Raw genomic sequence first — 16,790 nt, 5'->3', positions numbered from 1 at the left:
TGATTAAACCTATTCTCATTTTTCTGTTTCTACAAATATGGTTTTGATGTAAATCCAATTACTATCAAAAATTCTCCAATCTCCACGATGATTGATAACTAGATATAAGATGAGTTCGTCTTTCATGTCGTAAATATTAAATGTCCGTTCATCTTTAACAGTCAAATAGCATGAATAACCTCCATATTCATCCTCAATATATGTCCTGTTTTTGTATTGTATTGGCAGATTGGTTTTTGCTGTGGTTGTTGTCGTATAGCCACTTTGGGCTTTATTGGTAGGGTAGGTGTAAGTGCTGTAATAAAATGTATTGTATTTGCTGTCAGGCTCTATCCACCCAGGTTTACCAGTATAAGGGTTTGTATTCCCTTTTGTCGAAAAGTTGTCTCGGTTTGTTGAGTTAGGGGCAGTCCTGAAATACGGTTGAACATAAGTTCCGTCTTTACGATAATAACCGCTCACCTTTACATGTCTTGGGTTTGTCTGGGCAAAAGTTGATAAAGTCGTTGAGAGAAATAGAAAAACAAAAAGGATTAATCTAGTAAAAGTCATTGTCCGCTGCTGCCAAGTGCGTTGGGGCAAAAGCAAATGTGCTGCAACTGTGTCGGCTTGTACGATGGGTTGCAGCTCTTTTGATTTTGCTGAAGCGTTGGCTTGTCTGTTCATTTATTCTATCGTTTTATTGTTGCACTGTCGTCTTTTAGCATGACCGGTAACTCGTAAATATGCGAAAGTTTTGTCGTACTTTTTGTATTTATTTGAACAATATCAAGTCAGATTTGCACTTTTTATGTCGTACTTATTTCAGTGAAATCAAGCATATTCTTGTCACCTGCTAAGCCATAGTGGTAAGTTGACCTATAAAATCACCATAGTGAATGCCGAGCTAAGTTGCCTCTGTGGGAGGCTTCTCACTCCGGACATTGTGCAGAATGACTTCGTGAGGGAGTTTGCACTTACACCCTTACTATGAGGGAAGATTAATAAAATTCGATGAGATATGCAATACCTGTCAAAGCAACAGCCCTGCCAGCAGCATAGAGGCCATCATCAGCAGAACGGCGACCAGGGCTTCACTGGCGGCAAACTCCCGATCTGAATGGATGGGGTTGGTAAAGAGAATCGTTAGTACGGAGGTCAGGAACTTGTACATGAACGAAGTAGCTATTGTTCATTTTGACGCAACCGAAGCAATCCGTCACCGCTCCCTTGAAAATTACGCATTTATTTAGCAGTTATCCACATCTATTGCTTTCTCCAGTCTGGTCAAGTCACTATCTTGCTACCTTAGACACCCGGCTATACCATTTTCGACCGTGACCTTTTCCGAATTTGAAGCCCGCTGGAAACCTGCTGGCGGAGCAGAGCGGGCCAACTACGGCCTGTTTTTACAAGACCTTTGCGATTTATTAGGCGTACCCCGCCCTGACCCCACCACCGATAATCCCGCTCAGGATGCCTACGTGTTGGAGCGGGCCGTCGAATTTAATGATGGCGTGAAAAAAAGCACCGGCCGTATTGACCTATATAAGCGGGGGTGTTTTGTACTGGAAGCCAAGCAAGGCACAGATACTCCTGACCAGCAGAAGGCGGTGGAACGTGCCGAATTAGGGTTAGCTCCAGAAAAGCGCCGGAAAGGACATGCTGCTCGTAATACCCCTAAATGGGGGCAGATGATGGAAACGGCTCGTAACCAGGCAATAAACTATGTAAGGGCGCTTCCGGCTGATGAACCCCGACCGCTGTTCGTGCTGGTAGTCGATATTGGCTACTGCATCGACATTTACAGCAACTTTGCTGGAGTAGGCGATTCTTTTATTCCTTTTCCCAGTCAGACCCGCTTTCGACTATCCCTGGCGGATTTGGAGCAGGAGAGTATTCGTGCTATGCTCCGCCAGATTTTTCTTGAACCGAGTGAATTAGACCCAAGTAAGCGGTCAGCCTTGGTAACCCGCGAACTCGCTAGCTATTTAGCAAAAGTGTCCACTCAGCTTGAACGGGCAGGTCATGCGCCGGATGTGGTAGCGCAATTCCTGATGCGCTGCCTGTTTACCATGTTCTCGGAAGACGTAGGGTTGATTCCAAAGGATTCATTTACTGGTATGCTCCGACAATATGCGGCTCCTGACCTACAGAAATACTTGCCTGACGTATTGCAAAACTTATGGCAGAAGATGGATACAGGCGGGTTCTCATCAGAACTGAGAGCCCCCTTACGCCGATTCAATGGTAAACTTTTCCACAATGCCACAGCCCTATCCTTGTCTGCCGACCAGATTGAGCTATTGTTGAAAGCCGCCGAAGCAGACTGGACAGCCGTAGAACCGGCTATTTTCGGTACTCTACTGGAATGGGCTCTTGATCCCCGCGAACGGCACAGCCTGGGCGCACACTACACTCCACGCCGGTACGTAGAACGGTTGGTATTGCCCACGGTACTGGAGCCTCTGCGACAGGAGTGGACGGCGGCACAGGCGGCTGCCGCCCGACTACTGGATGAGAACAAGTCAAAGGAAGCCCGTGCTGAACTGTTACGTTTCCTGAATCGTCTTACGTCAATCAAGATATTAGACCCGGCTTGTGGTTCTGGCAACTTCCTTTATGTAACGCTGGAACACCTAAAGCGTCTGGAGGGCGAAGTATTAGCCGCTATTAACAGCTACGGTCAGGCGGGTCTGCTCAATTTAGGTGGAGGTACTACTGTGAGTCCGCGTCAACTACTGGGGCTAGAGCTAAATCCACGCGCTGCCGCTATTGCCGATGTCGTTTTGAAGATTGGCTACCTGCAATGGCACCTGCGTACCCACGGAGACAGCGAACTACGCGAGCCGCTGCTGGACGAATACGAGAACATCCATCAGCAGGATGCTGTGCTGCAACACGGCACCCCCGTACCTCGGCTGGATGCCAACGGACAGCCGATTACACGTTGGGATGGTGTAACTACTAAAATACACCCCGTTACCGGCCAGCCAGTACCAGACGAAGGCGCCCGTGTAACCGTGTACGGCTACCCTCAGGCTAAACCTGCTGAGTGGCCGGAAGTTGACTTTATTGTGGGTAACCCTCCTTTTGTAGGAAATAAGCGTATGCGCGAATTGCTAGGTGATGGCTATGCTGATGCTTTACGTAAAGCCTATGCGAATCATGTACCGGACTCAGCGGATTTAGTCATGTATTGGTGGGACAAAGCTGCCGATGCCATTAAACAAGGTAAAACAGAGCGTTTTGGTTTTATAACTACTAATTCTCTGACTCAAATATTTAACCGTCGTGTGTTGCAACGGCACATGGAAGCAGAAGATAATCCTATATCATTAGTCTTTGCTATACCAAATCACCCATGGATTGATGCTGCTGAAGGCGCTGATGTTCGCGTTGCTATGACTGTGGCTCAGCGAGGCAAAGTTGAGGGTTTATTAGCCATCGTTGTTAAAGAAGAAATTGTAAATGGGGAAGAAGCCCATCAAGTGCAGTTACGTGAATCAGTAGGTAGTGTGAATCCCGATCTGTCAATTGGAGCAGACTTAACAAGTGCTAAATTTCTTAAAGCGAATGCAGGTATAAGCAGTAGAGGGGTAATACCTGTTGGGCAAGGTTTTGTCATAGACAAAGAAGAGGCACAAAAACTAGGGTTAGGGTTAGTGCCAGAGTTAGAGCAATATATAAAGCCATTTAGGAATGGTAAAGACATTACTGGTAACTGTCGCCAGTTAATGATTATCGATTTATTTGGCCTTACCGAACAACAAGTAATACACAAATTTCCGGCTGTATACCAGCATATTTATAATACAGTAAAGCCTCAACGTGATGAAGTAAGACGAGAGACTACGAAGAATCGCTGGTGGATATTTGCTGAAGCACGTTCAACATTTAGGCCAGCTTTGCAGGGTCAGTTGAGGTATATTGTTACTGCTCAAGTAGCTAAGCATCGTGTATTCGTCTTCTTGGAGAACAATGTTTTGCCTGATGATAAGCTAATAGCAATAGCTCTAGCTGATGCTTATTATTTAGGAGTACTTTCTTCACAGATTCACGTGGTTTGGGCATTAGCGGCAGGCGGTAGAATGGGAGTAGGTAACGATCCAGTATATGATAAAACTCGATGTTTTGACACTTTCCCTTTTCCTGATGCTACAACAGAACAGCAGGCACGCATCCGTGAACTGGCCGAAGAGTTAGACGCACATCGTAAACGTCAGCAGGTGCAATACCCTACGCTGACGCTTACCGATTTGTACAACGTGATAGAGAAGCTGAGAGCAGGGGAGCCGCTGAACGCCAAAGAGCAAACCATTAATCAGCAGGGGCTAGCGTCGGTGGTACTGAGTCTGCATCAGCAACTAGATGCCGCTGTCGCAGAAGCTTACCGATGGCCCGCAGATATACCTGAAGCCGAAATTCTCAACCGTCTAGTTCGCTTGAACCACGAACGTGCCCACGAAGAACAGGCGGGTCATATCCGGTATTTACGTCCAGCCTATCAAACACCCGGTCAGCAGCAACTCGGCATTAACCTGCCCACAGCAGCTACTACAGAAACAGCAACCATTGAAGATACCGGCCCGATGGAATGGCCAAAGGAGTTGGCCCAGCAGATGCAGGCTATACGTGATGTTGTACATCAGGCCGGTCAGCCGATTACGCCTAAGCAGGTTGCCGAACGGTTCCGGCGTACGAAGGCCGACAAAGTACAGCCGTTGCTCGATACATTAACGGCCTTAGCTCTATTGCGGAAGACACCGGAGGGGAGCTATGCGGCTTAAAAATAAAGTTAATAATCTATAGAGGTAAATTATCTAGAATAAACAATGCTCCAGATCCAGCAGATGAGTTCCAATAAATCTAAATCAAATTTAATCCTAGAATTTGATGAATTCTTACGCGCCATAAAAGTAGGGAATAATGATACTTATACAACCTTGCTTGGAGCAGGTGCATCAATTTCATCCGGAGTTCAATCTGCTACTGATTGTATTTGGGAGTGGAAAAAAGAAATCTATGTAACAAAAAGTAATGATACAAGAGATTGGGTTGAGAATTTTAAGATTGATGCAGTAAAAAACTTAATTCAGGGTTGGTTAGATAATCAAGGGACTTTTTTACCATTAGGAGATAATCGTGAGTATTCATATTACGCTGAAAAATGCTACCCACTTGAAAAGAACAGAAAAGATTATTTTGCTAAAATTTGCAAAAATAAAGAACCGTCAGTTGGGTATAAGCTCTTGTGTTTGTTGAATAAAAAGGGGATTATTTCTTCTGTATGGACAACTAACTTCGATGCCTTAGTAAGTAAAGCTGCTCATCAAACTAATGTAACTCCTATTGAAATTTCTCTTGACTCCGTAAAAAGAATATTTACTCCACAAAACAGGTCAGAGTTGCCAATTATAGAACTTCATGGAGATTATAGATATACCCCTTTAAAGAATACAGATAGCGAATTACAGGAGCAGGATACAACCTTTCGAGAAAACCTCACCAGCTACCTTTTAGATAAACACCTAATTGTTTCAGGTTATAGTGGGAGAGATAAATCTTTAATGGATACTTTATTTGAGAGCTATTCTAAAAGAGGTGGAGGGATACTGTTTTGGTGTGGTTATGGTAGAGATATAAGCCCAGAAGTAGAGGAATTAATCACTCACGCACGCAAGAATGGTAGGACAGCGTATTACGTTCCTACAGATGGATTTGATAAGCTGATGATTAACCTCTCAAAAAATATATTCAGGAACGATCCTGAAGTTTCTAGCTTATTAACATCAGACAAAGAGGATTTATTAACTGATTTTGAACTCGATATAAATCATTATAATACTGTAATCAAAAGTAATCTTTATCTTTTAGAGCTTCCTTATGGAGTTTATCAGTTTCAGATAAACTATCAGCGTGGAGAGAAAGCTTTTAAAACAGTAAAAGAGTTAACAAAAAATTACAAAGTAGTAGCTGTACCATTTAAGGAATTTGTATGGGCTTATGGTTCAATTAATGATATTCAAATGTGTTTTAAAGGTAGGCTTAAAAGTAAAATAACAATAAACCCAAATTCTGATTTAGACATTTGGAGGGATAGTAGTATGTACTATCTAATGCTATCTACATTAACACGTTCTATTGCTGAAAAAATAAAGGGAAAATCTAATGGAAAAAATATTGTATGGCTTGAAGGTCAGAGCATTATCCTATTTAATCGTAAAGTTTACAAAGCGGTTGAACTGTCAATCCGTACAGATGGTAAGAGGTACTTTCTAACAATACTTCCATACGCATATTTGGATGAAAATGTAGAAAAAGAAGTAAGGCAAGCGATTGGAAAAGCAATCTTTGAAAAAATGCGAAATAAAGAATTCAATGAATACATTAGCGCTTGGTCAAATATAATCTTTTCCAGAAATGATATTGAAGTTGATTACCCTCTAGGTGTTGGCTCTGGCTTTAATTTTAAAGTTAGTAAGATACCAAGTTATGCTGCTATTATGAAGGCCGGTACTAGAGCAGGGTTGGATTTGATTGATGAAAATTTTATTAGTTATAAAGGAATTCAATATGATGAACCCAAATTAATATTTAGCCATAAGAATGCTTCTATGCAGTCTATCCCTTCTCACTTTCACCCAATGAAGGGTTTAGTTGATAATCGGCCTTATGATTATGACCCATTGAATAGAGTACATAAAAATGCTATTGATTTGGCAGTAGTGTGTCCTAGTCAACATTCAGAAAAGCTTTTTAGATTTTTAAGCAGGCAGAATACAGAAGTTAAAGTAATAGGTAGTACATCTTACGTAATTGATTATCCTGGTTTCTATAATGCTTTTGGAGTAAGTTTGAATGTGCCTCATCCAAAATCTGATAGGTGGATTGCTCCATATGAGCCGTTTACCGGCAGTAACGAGATTGAAATGGCCACGACACTTGCAAAAACGCTTTCTGTGTGTATAGATAATGTTACAAGAGATAGTACAAATAAGATTGTGATAATTTATATCCCAAGTTCTTGGAACGCTTTATTAAAATATAATAATAACATTAGGGAATTTGACCTTCATGACTATATAAAAGCCTACTGCGCAGAAAGAGGAATTGCAACTCAATTTATTAGAGAAGAAACTATCGGATATGGTTTAGACTGTCAGAAGAATTGGTGGTTAGCATTATCTTATTATGTAAAATCTTTACGCACTCCCTGGATTATACAGGGTATAGATAAAACAACTGCTTTTGCTGGGATTGGATATAGCTTAAGACAAAACACGCCCGGAAACCATATTATACTTGGCTGTAGTCACATTTATAATTGGCAGGGACAGGGGTTAAAATATAAGTTGTCAAAAGTTGAGGATGATATATTTTGGGATAAACAAGAGAACCCTCATTTAAGTTACAACGATGCATTTAGGTTTGGCATCACTATAAGGGATCTGTTTTACAACGCAATGACTGAACTCCCCAACAGAGTAGTTGTACATAAAAGAACGTATTTTACAAAGGATGAGATCAGGGGAATAAAGGATAGCCTATACAATAGCGGTATAGAGCAGATAGATTTAATTGAGATAAATTTTGAAGAGGATATACGCTTCATCGCTAGTAAGTTAAGTAGTATTAAAAAGCTTGAGCCTGATGGATATGCTGTAAGCAGAGGCACTTGTCTACTTTTTAATCCGAAAACGTTGCTTTTATGGACTCACGGAATTGTACCAGCTATAGATAATCCTAATTACAGGTTCTATTTAGGAGGTAGGTATATACCTACGCCCTTGAAAGTAATTAAACATTTTGGAGAAGCGTCAATGGGGCAGATTGCTACTGAAATCTTAGGGCTAACAAAAATGAATTGGAACTCCTTTGATTTATATACGCAACTTCCAGCCACAGTCCATTCTTCTAATGAGATAGCTAGGATTGGGAAATTGCTGAGAAAAAAAGAGGGTAAGTATTATGATTACAGGTATTTTATCTAGTTGTGACTTACTTGTTAAACCAAGAATAATGCAAGTGATCGGTTCTACAGTTCGGAAAAGCAGCAGACTTAGAAATGGTGCAACATCGTAAAATGTTGCACCATTGTTGCACCACGAGAATCAGTCAGTTATGATACTGAGTGGGTTAGGGCTGTATTTAGAATATTGTTCAAGTGTACTGAAATCTGCTTGGTGTGCGCCGTCGAGCGGAAAAAAACTTATACAACATGTTCATATGATGAAATTTACTCCCCAGCCAAAGAAGTTGGTACTTGAAGAAGACCATATTTATAATAAGCAGAAGTCAGACGAGGTTGTAAGTTATATTCGTAAATTGTTGCCCCATTGTTGCCCCATGACAAACAAAATAGCCTGTCAATCAATCTGTTGACAGGCTATTCGTAACCTAACCTATGAGATGAGAAATTCGTTTACGTCGGGGAGCGTAGTTGACTATGGTGTGTTGGCCCAATCGTTAAACGTATGTCAAAGGTATAACGCGAATTGCCCGTACGTAAGCGCAAAAACACGGTTTTTAGCGAATTTCCTAAATCAGGGGTAACCCCGTGGTTCAGTAAGTAGAACTACGCAATTTGGAGCTAAAAACCATTCCTGCTTAGGTTTTTACCAATTCCCTTGTTAATTAGAGCGTTAATCCACCACCCAGTCCCTAATCTCCATTAGTACTTATGGAAGCCAACAACAAAGCCGGTAAGCCCATTGACCTCAAACAGGCCATTAAACTCACCAAAGAATTTCGAGATAAAAACCCCAAAGCAACAAAAGCGGAGTTTTACAGCCTGGATGAGTTAAATTCCTTACTGAACGGAGCGGCCGGCCTGCGTATTTATTACGGAGCCGATAACGGTCAGTCCAAACTGGTACTGGTCGGTGTCGATAAAGACGGGCGTGACCTGTTGCCTGCAGCCGAAGGAACCACCGGGCAGGCCGTGCCGGCAGTAGGTAGTAAACTGCTTTCCGACGGACAACCCTGTCCCACGGTCTGCGATCCTAACAGTCCCCTATCAAATTAATGGTTTTTTGATTGATGGATTTTTTAACGGACTACGTTAAGCTACTCGCCCGTATTGCCGACGCCAGTATTCTCCTGCCGGTGGGTGTTCTGCTTCTCCGTCGGAAGTATATCCGGGGAGTTGCCATGCGCCTGCTGGCTTTATTTGTGCTGCTGACGGCGGCCCGGAATCTGATAACCGAAATCCTGTCGGCATCCCGAACGCCCAACATCATTTATTACAACTGGTTTGCCATCCTGTCGTATCTGAATGTGGCCTGGCTGTACTATGTGTTACTGAAGGGCAAAGTGCGCCAATTCATGATTCCGGTTTCCTGCATATTGCTGGTCGGGCTGTCGCTGCTGGATTCGTCCACCCTGTTCGATAGCCGCACTACGGTATTCAACGCCTATGCGCATCCGTTAAACGGCTTCTTTATTATTGTACTGGTGCTGGTGTTTTTTGTGCAGTTGCTGGAGAGCCTGCAGGTACCCAACATAAAGCAGTATACTTTTTTCTGGTTCAGTGCCGGCGCTTTACTGTATTATACCGGCACGCTGCTGCTTTACCTGTTCAGCCGGTATACCCTGAGCATTACGGGAACAACCGGATGGCAAAACTACTTCTGGTCCATAGACTGCCTGCTGAGTCTGCTGTTCAATAGTTTTATGGCCGTAAGTATCTGGTATGCCGGTCAGAATCACCATTTCAGCGAACCCATACTACCAGTCCGGGCGGGCAGTCTGCCGTAAGCCGGTAGTTGATGGGCCAACCGGCAGCCAGGTGAGCGGAAATAACTCATTCTCTTGCGATTAAATACAAAACTGAATTGTTTTCAATACATTTGTTATCTTCGATTGATCCCTTAAGATCTGTGTAGGCTGTGGATGCAACCACCTTTCGGTTATACTTAGTCCTGGGGACGACGGTGTTGCTGCTGATGGCAATCGTCATCGTTGTGTTTGTAGCCTATTACCAGCAGAAACAGGTAAAACAGCAACTGGCGCTGAAAGAGTTGCAGGAGCGATACCGCCGGGAACTGATGGCGGCTACCTTCCAGGGGCAGGAGCAGGAGCGCCGGCGGCTGGCCCGCGACCTCCACGACGAAATCGGCACCATGCTGTCGGTCACCAAAATGAGTCTCAATCAACTGGACCGGAAACTGACCGACAATGTAGCCGCCAGTCTGCTGCTGCAGCGCACACGGTCGCTGCTGGACGAAACCATGAGCAATGTCCGGCGCATCAGCCGCAACCTGGTACCGACCACGCTGGACCGGTTCGGGCTGGTGGCGGCTCTGGAGGAGCTGATCGAAAAAACCACCGACGGCGACATACACATCCAGTTGGAATGCCCGGTCACGCTGGATACCTTATCATCGCCGATGGAAGTAATGCTGTACCGAATTGCGCAGGAACTGGTCAACAACGCCATCCGGCACGCCAGGGCTACGCACATTACCATCCAGCTATTCTGCCAGGCCAATGAGATCCGCTTGTCGGTATCAGACAACGGCCAGGGCTTTGATTTCGATGACGTGATGAAAGATAAGAACCGGGGGCTGGGTCTCCGCAACATCGAAAGCCGGCTGAGTGTGGTTGAAGGGCACGTCACCTTCGATGTGGCACCCGGCCGGGGTTCCAACATCCATATTCAGGTACGGCTGCCGAATCACGAACCCGAACCGGAACCAGCCTGAATCTCCCTTGTATAGCGTAACCAATAACCTGATTGAGACATGAGAAAGATTAAACTGGCCCTGGTGGATGACCATAACCTCTTCCGGCGGGGTCTGGCCACAATCCTGAGCCAGGTACCCGACTTTGAACTGGTGCTGGAAGCCGGCAACGGCCAGGAATTCATCGACAAAATCCCCCGCCGGGTCCCCGACGTGGTGCTGCTCGACCTGCAAATGCCCGTCCTGGATGGCACGGCCACGGCCGAATACCTCCGCGAGCACTACCCACTCATTAAGATTGTGGTGCTGACCATGCACGACGAAGACCGCATGGTGCTGCACCTGCTGGAGAAAGGCGTAAGCGGTTACCTGCTGAAAGACTCCGACCCCGATGAGGTAGAGCTGGCCGTGCGCAAGGTCATGGACGAAGGCGTATACCTGAACGAGTTTGTGTCGAAAGCGATGCTACGCAAAATGACCAACACCACCACCGTGGTAAAGCCCCAACACACCTTCTACAACAGCAAGGTAATACTGTCGGATCGGGAGAAAGAGGTCCTTAAGTTCATTTGCGAAGGCCTGACAACCCAGGAGATCAGCGAAAAGATCTTTCTGAGCCCCCGCACCGTAGAAGGCCACCGCCTGCGCATCCTCGAAAAAACCGGCACCAAAAACACCGCCGGCATGGTGGCGTACGCGTATAAGAACAACTTGTTTTAATGATGAATGATGAATGATAAACGATGAATGTAAAAATGCGTCAGCCCATTCATCGTTCATCATTCATCATTATCTCACACCCTCATCTGCCGCAGGCGCTCCGGGTTTTTGACGCGGATGTTGCCGTCGGCAATTTCGATGAGGCCGTCCTGCTTGAATTCGCTGAGGGTCCGGATGAGGGATTCGGTGGCGGTGCCGACAATAGACGCCAGATCGTCGCGGGAGAGCTGAATACCGGCTGCGTTGCCGGCGGAGGTTTGTGCCCGGTTGTGAAGGCTCAGCAGGGTATCGGCCACGCGCCGGCGCAGGGAGTTGTAGGCCATGCCCAGCAACTGCTGCTCGCGCTCAGAAACGCGGTTGGCCAGCAACTGCACAAAGCGCTTGGCCACCTCCGGGTCGCGGATCATCAGGTCCATAAACGTTTCCTTGGGAATATAAATCAACTCCGAGTCTTCCAGCGTCACCGCTGTATCGGTATGGTCGGTCTGCTCCAGCAGGCTCACGTAGCCGAAGAAGTCGCCGGCCTGGTACAACCCCGTAATGAGTTCTTTACCGTCGGCATTGGTTTTGTAGGTCTTGACCCGGCCCTTTTTCAGAAAAAACAACCGTGCCGGTTCATCGCCCTCCGAGTACACAAACTGCTTCTTTTTGATCTGGTGCGGTTTCCGGTCTACCGTGAGTGAGTCCAGGCCGGTCACGGCGCGGGCATCGACCAGAAACTGATCCAGTCCTTCGGGGGAGTGCTCATAGGCGGCTCGCAACGCATCGGCATACCGCTGCTCAAAGCGCTTCAGCCGGCCCTCAATGGCGTTGAGCAGTTCGATCTCGCTGAAAGGTTTGGTCAGGTAATCATCGGCGCCCATTTCCATGCCCTTACGCTGGTCGGCGCGTTCGGTTTTGGCGGTCAGGAAGATAAACGGAATGCCGCTCAGGTCCGGGTTGCGGTTGAAGATGTGCAGCACCCCATAGCCATCCAGCACCGGCATCATAATATCGCAGATAACCAGGTCGGGCCGGGTCTCCAGCGCTTTCTCTACGCCAATCTTTCCATTTTCAGCCGTAATGACGGTATAGTTGGCCAGTTCGAGAATTTCGGCCGTATTTTCCCGAATATCCGGGTTATCCTCAATGAGCAGAATGGTTGTCATGGTGGAAAGTAAGGGTTACAGTTGTTCCTTCGTGTAGTTGACTGGTCAGCCCGATGGTGCCGTTGAGCAGCTCCACATATTTAGCTACGATGTGCAGACCCAGGCCGGTTCCCTGCAAATTGGTGGCATTTTTGGCCCGGTAGAAGCGCTCAAACAGGTGCTTCTGATCCTCTTCGGAAATACCGATGCCCTGGTCGCGGATAGTTAGTTGCGTAGCGTGGCCCCGGCAGCTACCACTTACCTCAATACGCGTATGCTCGCCGGAATATTTGATAGCGTTTGACAGCAGGTTTATCAAAATCTTCCGCAGCAGCGATTTGTCGAGCCGGGCCGGCAGGGGGCAGTCGAGTCTGGTCTCAATAGTTTGGCCGGCTTTAAGCATACCCTGCATATCGGTCACCACATCGCTCACCAGCGTATTCACGTCGAAAGTTGTCCAGTTAGCCTCGACCCGGCCTTCTTCCAGCTTACCCACCGACAGAAACTCTTCCAGGATATCGTTGAGGTGGTTGACCGACGATTTGATGCGCTGGATGTGTTTTTGCCGTTTGTCCTGCTGCTCGGTGGTGATGTACTTTTCAATGAGCGAGGCCGAGGTGAGCACGGCGCTCAGGGGCGTCCGGAACTCGTGCGAGGCCATCGATACAAAGCGGGATTTCAGCTCGCCCAGTTCGCGCTCGGCCGCCAGGGCCTTGGTCAGTTCGTCTTTCGACTCCTCCAACTGGTGCAGCGTAGCCATGAGGGCGTGCGTCCGGTCGGCCACTTTCTGCTCCAGTTCAATATTGAGCTGGGCCACTTTATTTCGTTGTTCGATCAGGGCCTGCTCGGCCTCTTTCTTGAAGGTAATATCCAGGATATACGATACCACATACAGCTCGTTGTGCTGGTAAAAGTAGCTGAGGCTTACCTCGGCCGGAAACACCGAGCCGTCGCTCCGGCGGGCATACAGATCGCGGCCGTGACCCATAGCCCGTACCTGCGGGTCGGCATTGAACGACTCCCGGAGGGCCTCGTGCCGGCCGCGAATGGTATCCGGCACCAGCACATCGATCGACTGCCCCTCCAGCGGCTGGTCGACGTAGCCGAACTGGTTGCGGGCAAACTGATTGGCCGATACGATCAGGCCCCGTTTATCGCACACAATGATGCCGATAGTAGCGTTGGTAAACACGGCTTCAAACTGCCGGGAGCTTTGCTCCAACTGCTGCTCTACCGACCGGGCGTGGTTAATATCGGTAATCTGAACGAGCAGATAGGTTTTACTATCAACGGCAAAGAGGTCGACCTCCAGTTTTCCCCAGAACGAAGCTCCCTGCTTGCGCTGAAACTCAACTTCTTCGGCATAGCGGCCGGTCTGCTCCACTACCGTTTTTATGTGGTCCAGCTTACCGGGGGCGAAGGGGTTGCAGGCCGCATTATGGCCGGATTGTTCCAGAAACTCGGCCATGTCGCGGCAGCCGAACAGGTCGGAGCCGGCCGGATTGACCCGAAGGAACCGGTCTGTTTCGCAATCGAGAAGGCCAATAAAATGCCTGGACCGCTCGAATAACGGATTAATCAGCGCTACCGGCAGTAAATCGTTGATCATACAACTCTACCCAATGGGCGGCAATATACAGTTCAGCGTAATATAGCTGCAATATATATGGTCCGGGCCAGGGTGCAGGTGATTTTAATCAAACGGTTGACTGACGTAAGTCATACAATAAAAAGCGGGAAAAAGAGAATTTTACTTTCGTTTAAGTGGCCAAAGTCTATGCCTGCGTATCGTCCTTTATTTATTTCACCGAAAACAGCCGTGTTGTTGGTGTTCATGCCCGGACTGGATGGTCCCCAACTGGATGGTCCCCGACTGGATGGTCCCGGACTGGATGGTCCGCGGGTTTCGTCCTTATCCCTGGACGTAGAGCTGTCGCTGGAGCGTGTGGGAGCCATACTGGGTGATGCCGTGAAGATTACCCGTGTCGACGAATCTACCCATCCCGAAGTGGTCAACAGCTTTGGGGTCCGGCTCTTGCCTTCCTTTGTGCTCATCAAGCAGGGAACCGAAATCTGGCGTCATGCCGGTGCTATCGAAAGCCAGGAGTTGCTGCGGCTGCTGACCGAGCAACTGGAAAAGCTCCAGCCGAAACGAGACAGCGTACCAGCCCCTGGCATTGGTTTGTAGCTGGAGCCGCCCGGCCGCGGAGGTTTAGCGCTACATGGCATCCACTCAAAAACTCATGGGTGGTAAAAATAATTGTTGGTTCCTCTATATTAGCGGATTAGTTACCCTTAACCCAACAACGCTATGCAAAGAACATGCTGGTTCTTTTTTCTCCTGGCCCTGATAACCGCTAATAGTCAGGCTCAGGACTTTCGCGGGACCGATAAAAGCCCGATGGATATGGCCTATTACCCCGACAACTTCGCCCATGACCGCAAGGGCAATGACAAAGCACTGGTGCGGGTTATTTACAGCCGGCCGGCCAAAAATAACCGCGACGTTTTCGGAAAGCTGATTCCGTACGGCAAAGTGTGGCGAACCGGAGCCAATGAAGCGACAGAGATTAAGTTTTACCAGGACGCTACGATTGGTGGCAAAAAAGTAAAAGCAGGCACCTACTCGTTATTCACCATTCCCGGCGAAAACGAATGGACCATCATCCTGAATGGTGATTTGGACTACTGGGGCGCTTACTCCTACAAGCAGGAAAACGACGTACTCCGCGTGACGGCACCCGCCAAAAAATCCGGCACAGCGCTCGAAAACTTCACCATCCAATTTGCCAAAGCCAACAGCAACGACGCCGTTATGCGTCTCGGCTGGGACACCACCGTTGTGGAAGTACCCCTTACTTTTCAGTGAAATCAGGTCTCCTGTTATGCCGGAGACCTGACCTTATATACCTGTGCTGTGCCCTGCTCATCTCGTCCGCGATTGTATCGCGGACGAGATGAGCAGGCGTTGGCGGAGACCTTCTGCAATATCCTGACTATTCGCTATGCTTATCGCACCTTTGAGAACCTGGCTGCAAACAGGAAAATCACGGCGTAACAGATAATGGGCAGGTAGTAGGCGGCCGCTACGTCTTTATCGGCCACCAGGCCCATGATGGGCGGGAAGAGCGCTCCGCCCACAACACCCATTACGATAAACGACGATGCCTGCTGTGTGTGCTTACCCAGCCCTTTCAGACCCAGACTGAAGATGGTCGGGAACATGATGCTGAAGAAGAAGTTCAGCATAATCAGCGCGATAAACGACGGCCAGCCAAAGCTCTGGGCAATGAGCAGACACATGGTCATACTGCCCAGCGCAAAAGCCGCCAGCAGTCGGTTGGGGGCAATGAACCGCATCAGGAACGTCCCCACAAACCGGCCCACCATCATCATCACCATGCTGAAGGCAAAGTAATAAGCGGCATTTTCCTCCACCAGCCCCATCTTCTCTACCCCATAGTTGATAAAGAACGCCCACGTGCCGCCCTGGGCGGCTACGTTGAACAACTGCGCAATAGCAGCCCAGACAAAATGCCGGTGCTGGAAAAGCGTCTTCGGGTGTTTCAGATCTGCCGGATCAGTCGGTACGGCGTAGGCATCCTGCTCGGCTTCAATGGAATGGGCATCCTGCACCGGTGGTACTTTTACAAACGTAAAGGCCAGCGCAATACTGAGAATTACGCTGCCGATACCGATGTACAGCATCTTCACCGACTCCAGGTCGTTGGAGTGCTCCTGGCCGCCCCGCAAAATAAAATACCCGCCCAGCATGGGCCCAATCACCGCGCCGAGGCCATTGAACGACTGGGCGAAGTTGATGCGCTGGTCGCTGGTCTGCTGGTCGCCCAGACCCGCCACAAAGGGGTGTGCTACCGTTTCGAGCGTAGCCAGTCCGCAGGCCAGAATAAACAGGGCAATGCGGAAGAAGCCGAACGATTCGGCGTTGGCGGCCGGAATAAACAAAAAGGCACCGGCAGCGTACAGCAACAGCCCCAGCAAGACCCCGTTCTTATAACCGAAGCGCTTCATGAACAGCCCCGCCGGTATGCCCATCACGGCATACGCGCCAAAGATGGAGAACTGCACCAGCGCCGACTCGGCTTTGGACACGTGCAGCACATTCTGGAAATGCCGGTTGAGTACGTCACCCATGGTAATGGCAATGCCCCACAGCAGGAAAAGCGACGTAACGAAAATTAAGGTGACAATGTATTTCTTTTCGGTAAAGGCGGCTGGTTGGGTGGTAGCCGCGACAGGCGTTGATTGCATGGGGGCG

At 47.9% G+C, this 16,790-nt stretch carries 13 protein-coding genes; 8 read left to right on the top strand and 5 right to left on the bottom strand.

The window, feature by feature from the left end; all coding sequences use genetic code 11:
* Positions 1-15: 15 nt before the first annotated feature.
* Complete coding sequence (locus ABD931_RS13355; RefSeq protein WP_345267867.1) at positions 16-666, bottom strand: hypothetical protein; 651 nt, start codon at positions 664-666, stop codon at positions 16-18.
* Between the two features lie 346 nt (positions 667-1,012).
* A complete protein-coding gene (locus ABD931_RS13350) occupies positions 1,013-1,153 on the bottom strand; it encodes a hypothetical protein (protein WP_345267865.1) in 141 nt (46 codons plus the stop codon).
* A 163-nt stretch (positions 1,154-1,316) separates the two neighbouring features.
* Between ABD931_RS13350 and ABD931_RS13345 the strand changes: the two genes are divergently transcribed.
* The 6 genes from ABD931_RS13345 (at position 1,317) to ABD931_RS13320 (ending at position 11,384) form a co-directional block, all read left to right on the top strand.
* Complete coding sequence (locus ABD931_RS13345; protein WP_345267863.1) at positions 1,317-4,769, top strand: class I SAM-dependent DNA methyltransferase; 3,453 nt, start codon at positions 1,317-1,319, stop codon at positions 4,767-4,769.
* A gap of 45 nt (positions 4,770-4,814) precedes the next feature.
* Positions 4,815-7,973: an SIR2 family protein gene (locus ABD931_RS13340; RefSeq protein ID WP_345267861.1), complete on the top strand. Its 3,159-nt coding sequence runs from the start codon at positions 4,815-4,817 to the stop codon at positions 7,971-7,973.
* Positions 7,974-8,662: 689 nt separating this feature from the next.
* Positions 8,663-9,007: a hypothetical protein gene (locus tag ABD931_RS13335; protein WP_345267859.1), complete on the top strand. Its 345-nt coding sequence runs from the start codon at positions 8,663-8,665 to the stop codon at positions 9,005-9,007.
* Positions 9,008-9,021: 14 nt separating this feature from the next.
* Positions 9,022-9,738 (top strand): hypothetical protein, encoded by a 717-nt coding sequence (locus ABD931_RS13330; protein ID WP_345267857.1) that lies wholly within the window; start codon positions 9,022-9,024, stop codon positions 9,736-9,738.
* A gap of 188 nt (positions 9,739-9,926) precedes the next feature.
* Entirely contained in the window at positions 9,927-10,685 is a 759-nt protein-coding gene (locus ABD931_RS13325) for a sensor histidine kinase (protein WP_345267855.1), read from the top strand.
* Between the two features lie 39 nt (positions 10,686-10,724).
* Positions 10,725-11,384, top strand: a complete 660-nt coding sequence (locus tag ABD931_RS13320) for a response regulator transcription factor (RefSeq protein WP_345267853.1) — start codon at positions 10,725-10,727, stop codon at positions 11,382-11,384.
* A gap of 74 nt (positions 11,385-11,458) precedes the next feature.
* Here the strand turns inward: ABD931_RS13320 and ABD931_RS13315 are convergent, their stop codons facing one another.
* Positions 11,459-12,532: a response regulator gene (locus ABD931_RS13315; protein ID WP_345267851.1), complete on the bottom strand. Its 1,074-nt coding sequence runs from the start codon at positions 12,530-12,532 to the stop codon at positions 11,459-11,461.
* A complete protein-coding gene (locus ABD931_RS13310) occupies positions 12,510-14,120 on the bottom strand; it encodes a sensor histidine kinase (protein WP_345267849.1) in 1,611 nt (536 codons plus the stop codon). Before ABD931_RS13310 ends, ABD931_RS13315 begins: the two co-directional genes overlap by 23 nt.
* A gap of 168 nt (positions 14,121-14,288) precedes the next feature.
* Here ABD931_RS13310 and ABD931_RS13305 point away from each other — a divergent pair, with 168 nt between their 5' ends.
* Positions 14,289-14,699 carry a thioredoxin family protein gene (locus tag ABD931_RS13305; RefSeq protein WP_345267847.1) on the top strand — a complete coding sequence of 137 codons (411 nt, stop codon included), beginning with the start codon at positions 14,289-14,291 and terminating at the stop codon, positions 14,697-14,699.
* A 123-nt stretch (positions 14,700-14,822) separates the two neighbouring features.
* Positions 14,823-15,380 carry a DUF2911 domain-containing protein gene (locus ABD931_RS13300; RefSeq protein WP_345267845.1) on the top strand — a complete coding sequence of 186 codons (558 nt, stop codon included), beginning with the start codon at positions 14,823-14,825 and terminating at the stop codon, positions 15,378-15,380.
* Between the two features lie 140 nt (positions 15,381-15,520).
* Here ABD931_RS13300 and fucP read toward each other — a convergent pair whose 3' ends face one another.
* Entirely contained in the window at positions 15,521-16,783 is a 1,263-nt protein-coding gene (gene fucP, locus ABD931_RS13295) for an L-fucose:H+ symporter permease (protein ID WP_345267844.1), read from the bottom strand.
* Positions 16,784-16,790: the final 7 nt, after the last annotated feature.

Origin of the sequence: Nibrella viscosa (assembly GCF_039541875.1) — a bacterium.
Lineage (GTDB): Bacteria > Bacteroidota > Bacteroidia > Cytophagales > Spirosomataceae > Nibrella > Nibrella viscosa.
Note: the sequence above shows the minus strand (reverse complement) of the source record. Positions and strands in the feature narration are given on the sequence as shown.

What these genes read in the sequence shown, in the direction of transcription:
- ABD931_RS13355 (WP_345267867.1), bottom strand. Translation starts at nt 666, where the DNA reads ATGAACAGACAAGCCAACGCTTCAGCAAAATCAAAAGAGCTGCAACCC.
- ABD931_RS13350 (WP_345267865.1), bottom strand. Translation starts at nt 1,153, where the DNA reads ATGTACAAGTTCCTGACCTCCGTACTAACGATTCTCTTTACCAACCCC.
- ABD931_RS13340 (WP_345267861.1), top strand. Translation starts at nt 4,815, where the DNA reads ATGCTCCAGATCCAGCAGATGAGTTCCAATAAATCTAAATCAAATTTA.
- ABD931_RS13335 (WP_345267859.1), top strand. Translation starts at nt 8,663, where the DNA reads ATGGAAGCCAACAACAAAGCCGGTAAGCCCATTGACCTCAAACAGGCC.
- ABD931_RS13330 (WP_345267857.1), top strand. Translation starts at nt 9,022, where the DNA reads ATGGATTTTTTAACGGACTACGTTAAGCTACTCGCCCGTATTGCCGAC.
- ABD931_RS13325 (WP_345267855.1), top strand. Translation starts at nt 9,927, where the DNA reads ATGGCAATCGTCATCGTTGTGTTTGTAGCCTATTACCAGCAGAAACAG.
- ABD931_RS13320 (WP_345267853.1), top strand. Translation starts at nt 10,725, where the DNA reads ATGAGAAAGATTAAACTGGCCCTGGTGGATGACCATAACCTCTTCCGG.
- ABD931_RS13315 (WP_345267851.1), bottom strand. Translation starts at nt 12,532, where the DNA reads ATGACAACCATTCTGCTCATTGAGGATAACCCGGATATTCGGGAAAAT.
- ABD931_RS13310 (WP_345267849.1), bottom strand. Translation starts at nt 14,120, where the DNA reads ATGATCAACGATTTACTGCCGGTAGCGCTGATTAATCCGTTATTCGAG.
- ABD931_RS13305 (WP_345267847.1), top strand. Translation starts at nt 14,289, where the DNA reads ATGCCTGCGTATCGTCCTTTATTTATTTCACCGAAAACAGCCGTGTTG.
- ABD931_RS13300 (WP_345267845.1), top strand. Translation starts at nt 14,823, where the DNA reads ATGCAAAGAACATGCTGGTTCTTTTTTCTCCTGGCCCTGATAACCGCT.
- fucP (WP_345267844.1), bottom strand. Translation starts at nt 16,783, where the DNA reads ATGCAATCAACGCCTGTCGCGGCTACCACCCAACCAGCCGCCTTTACC.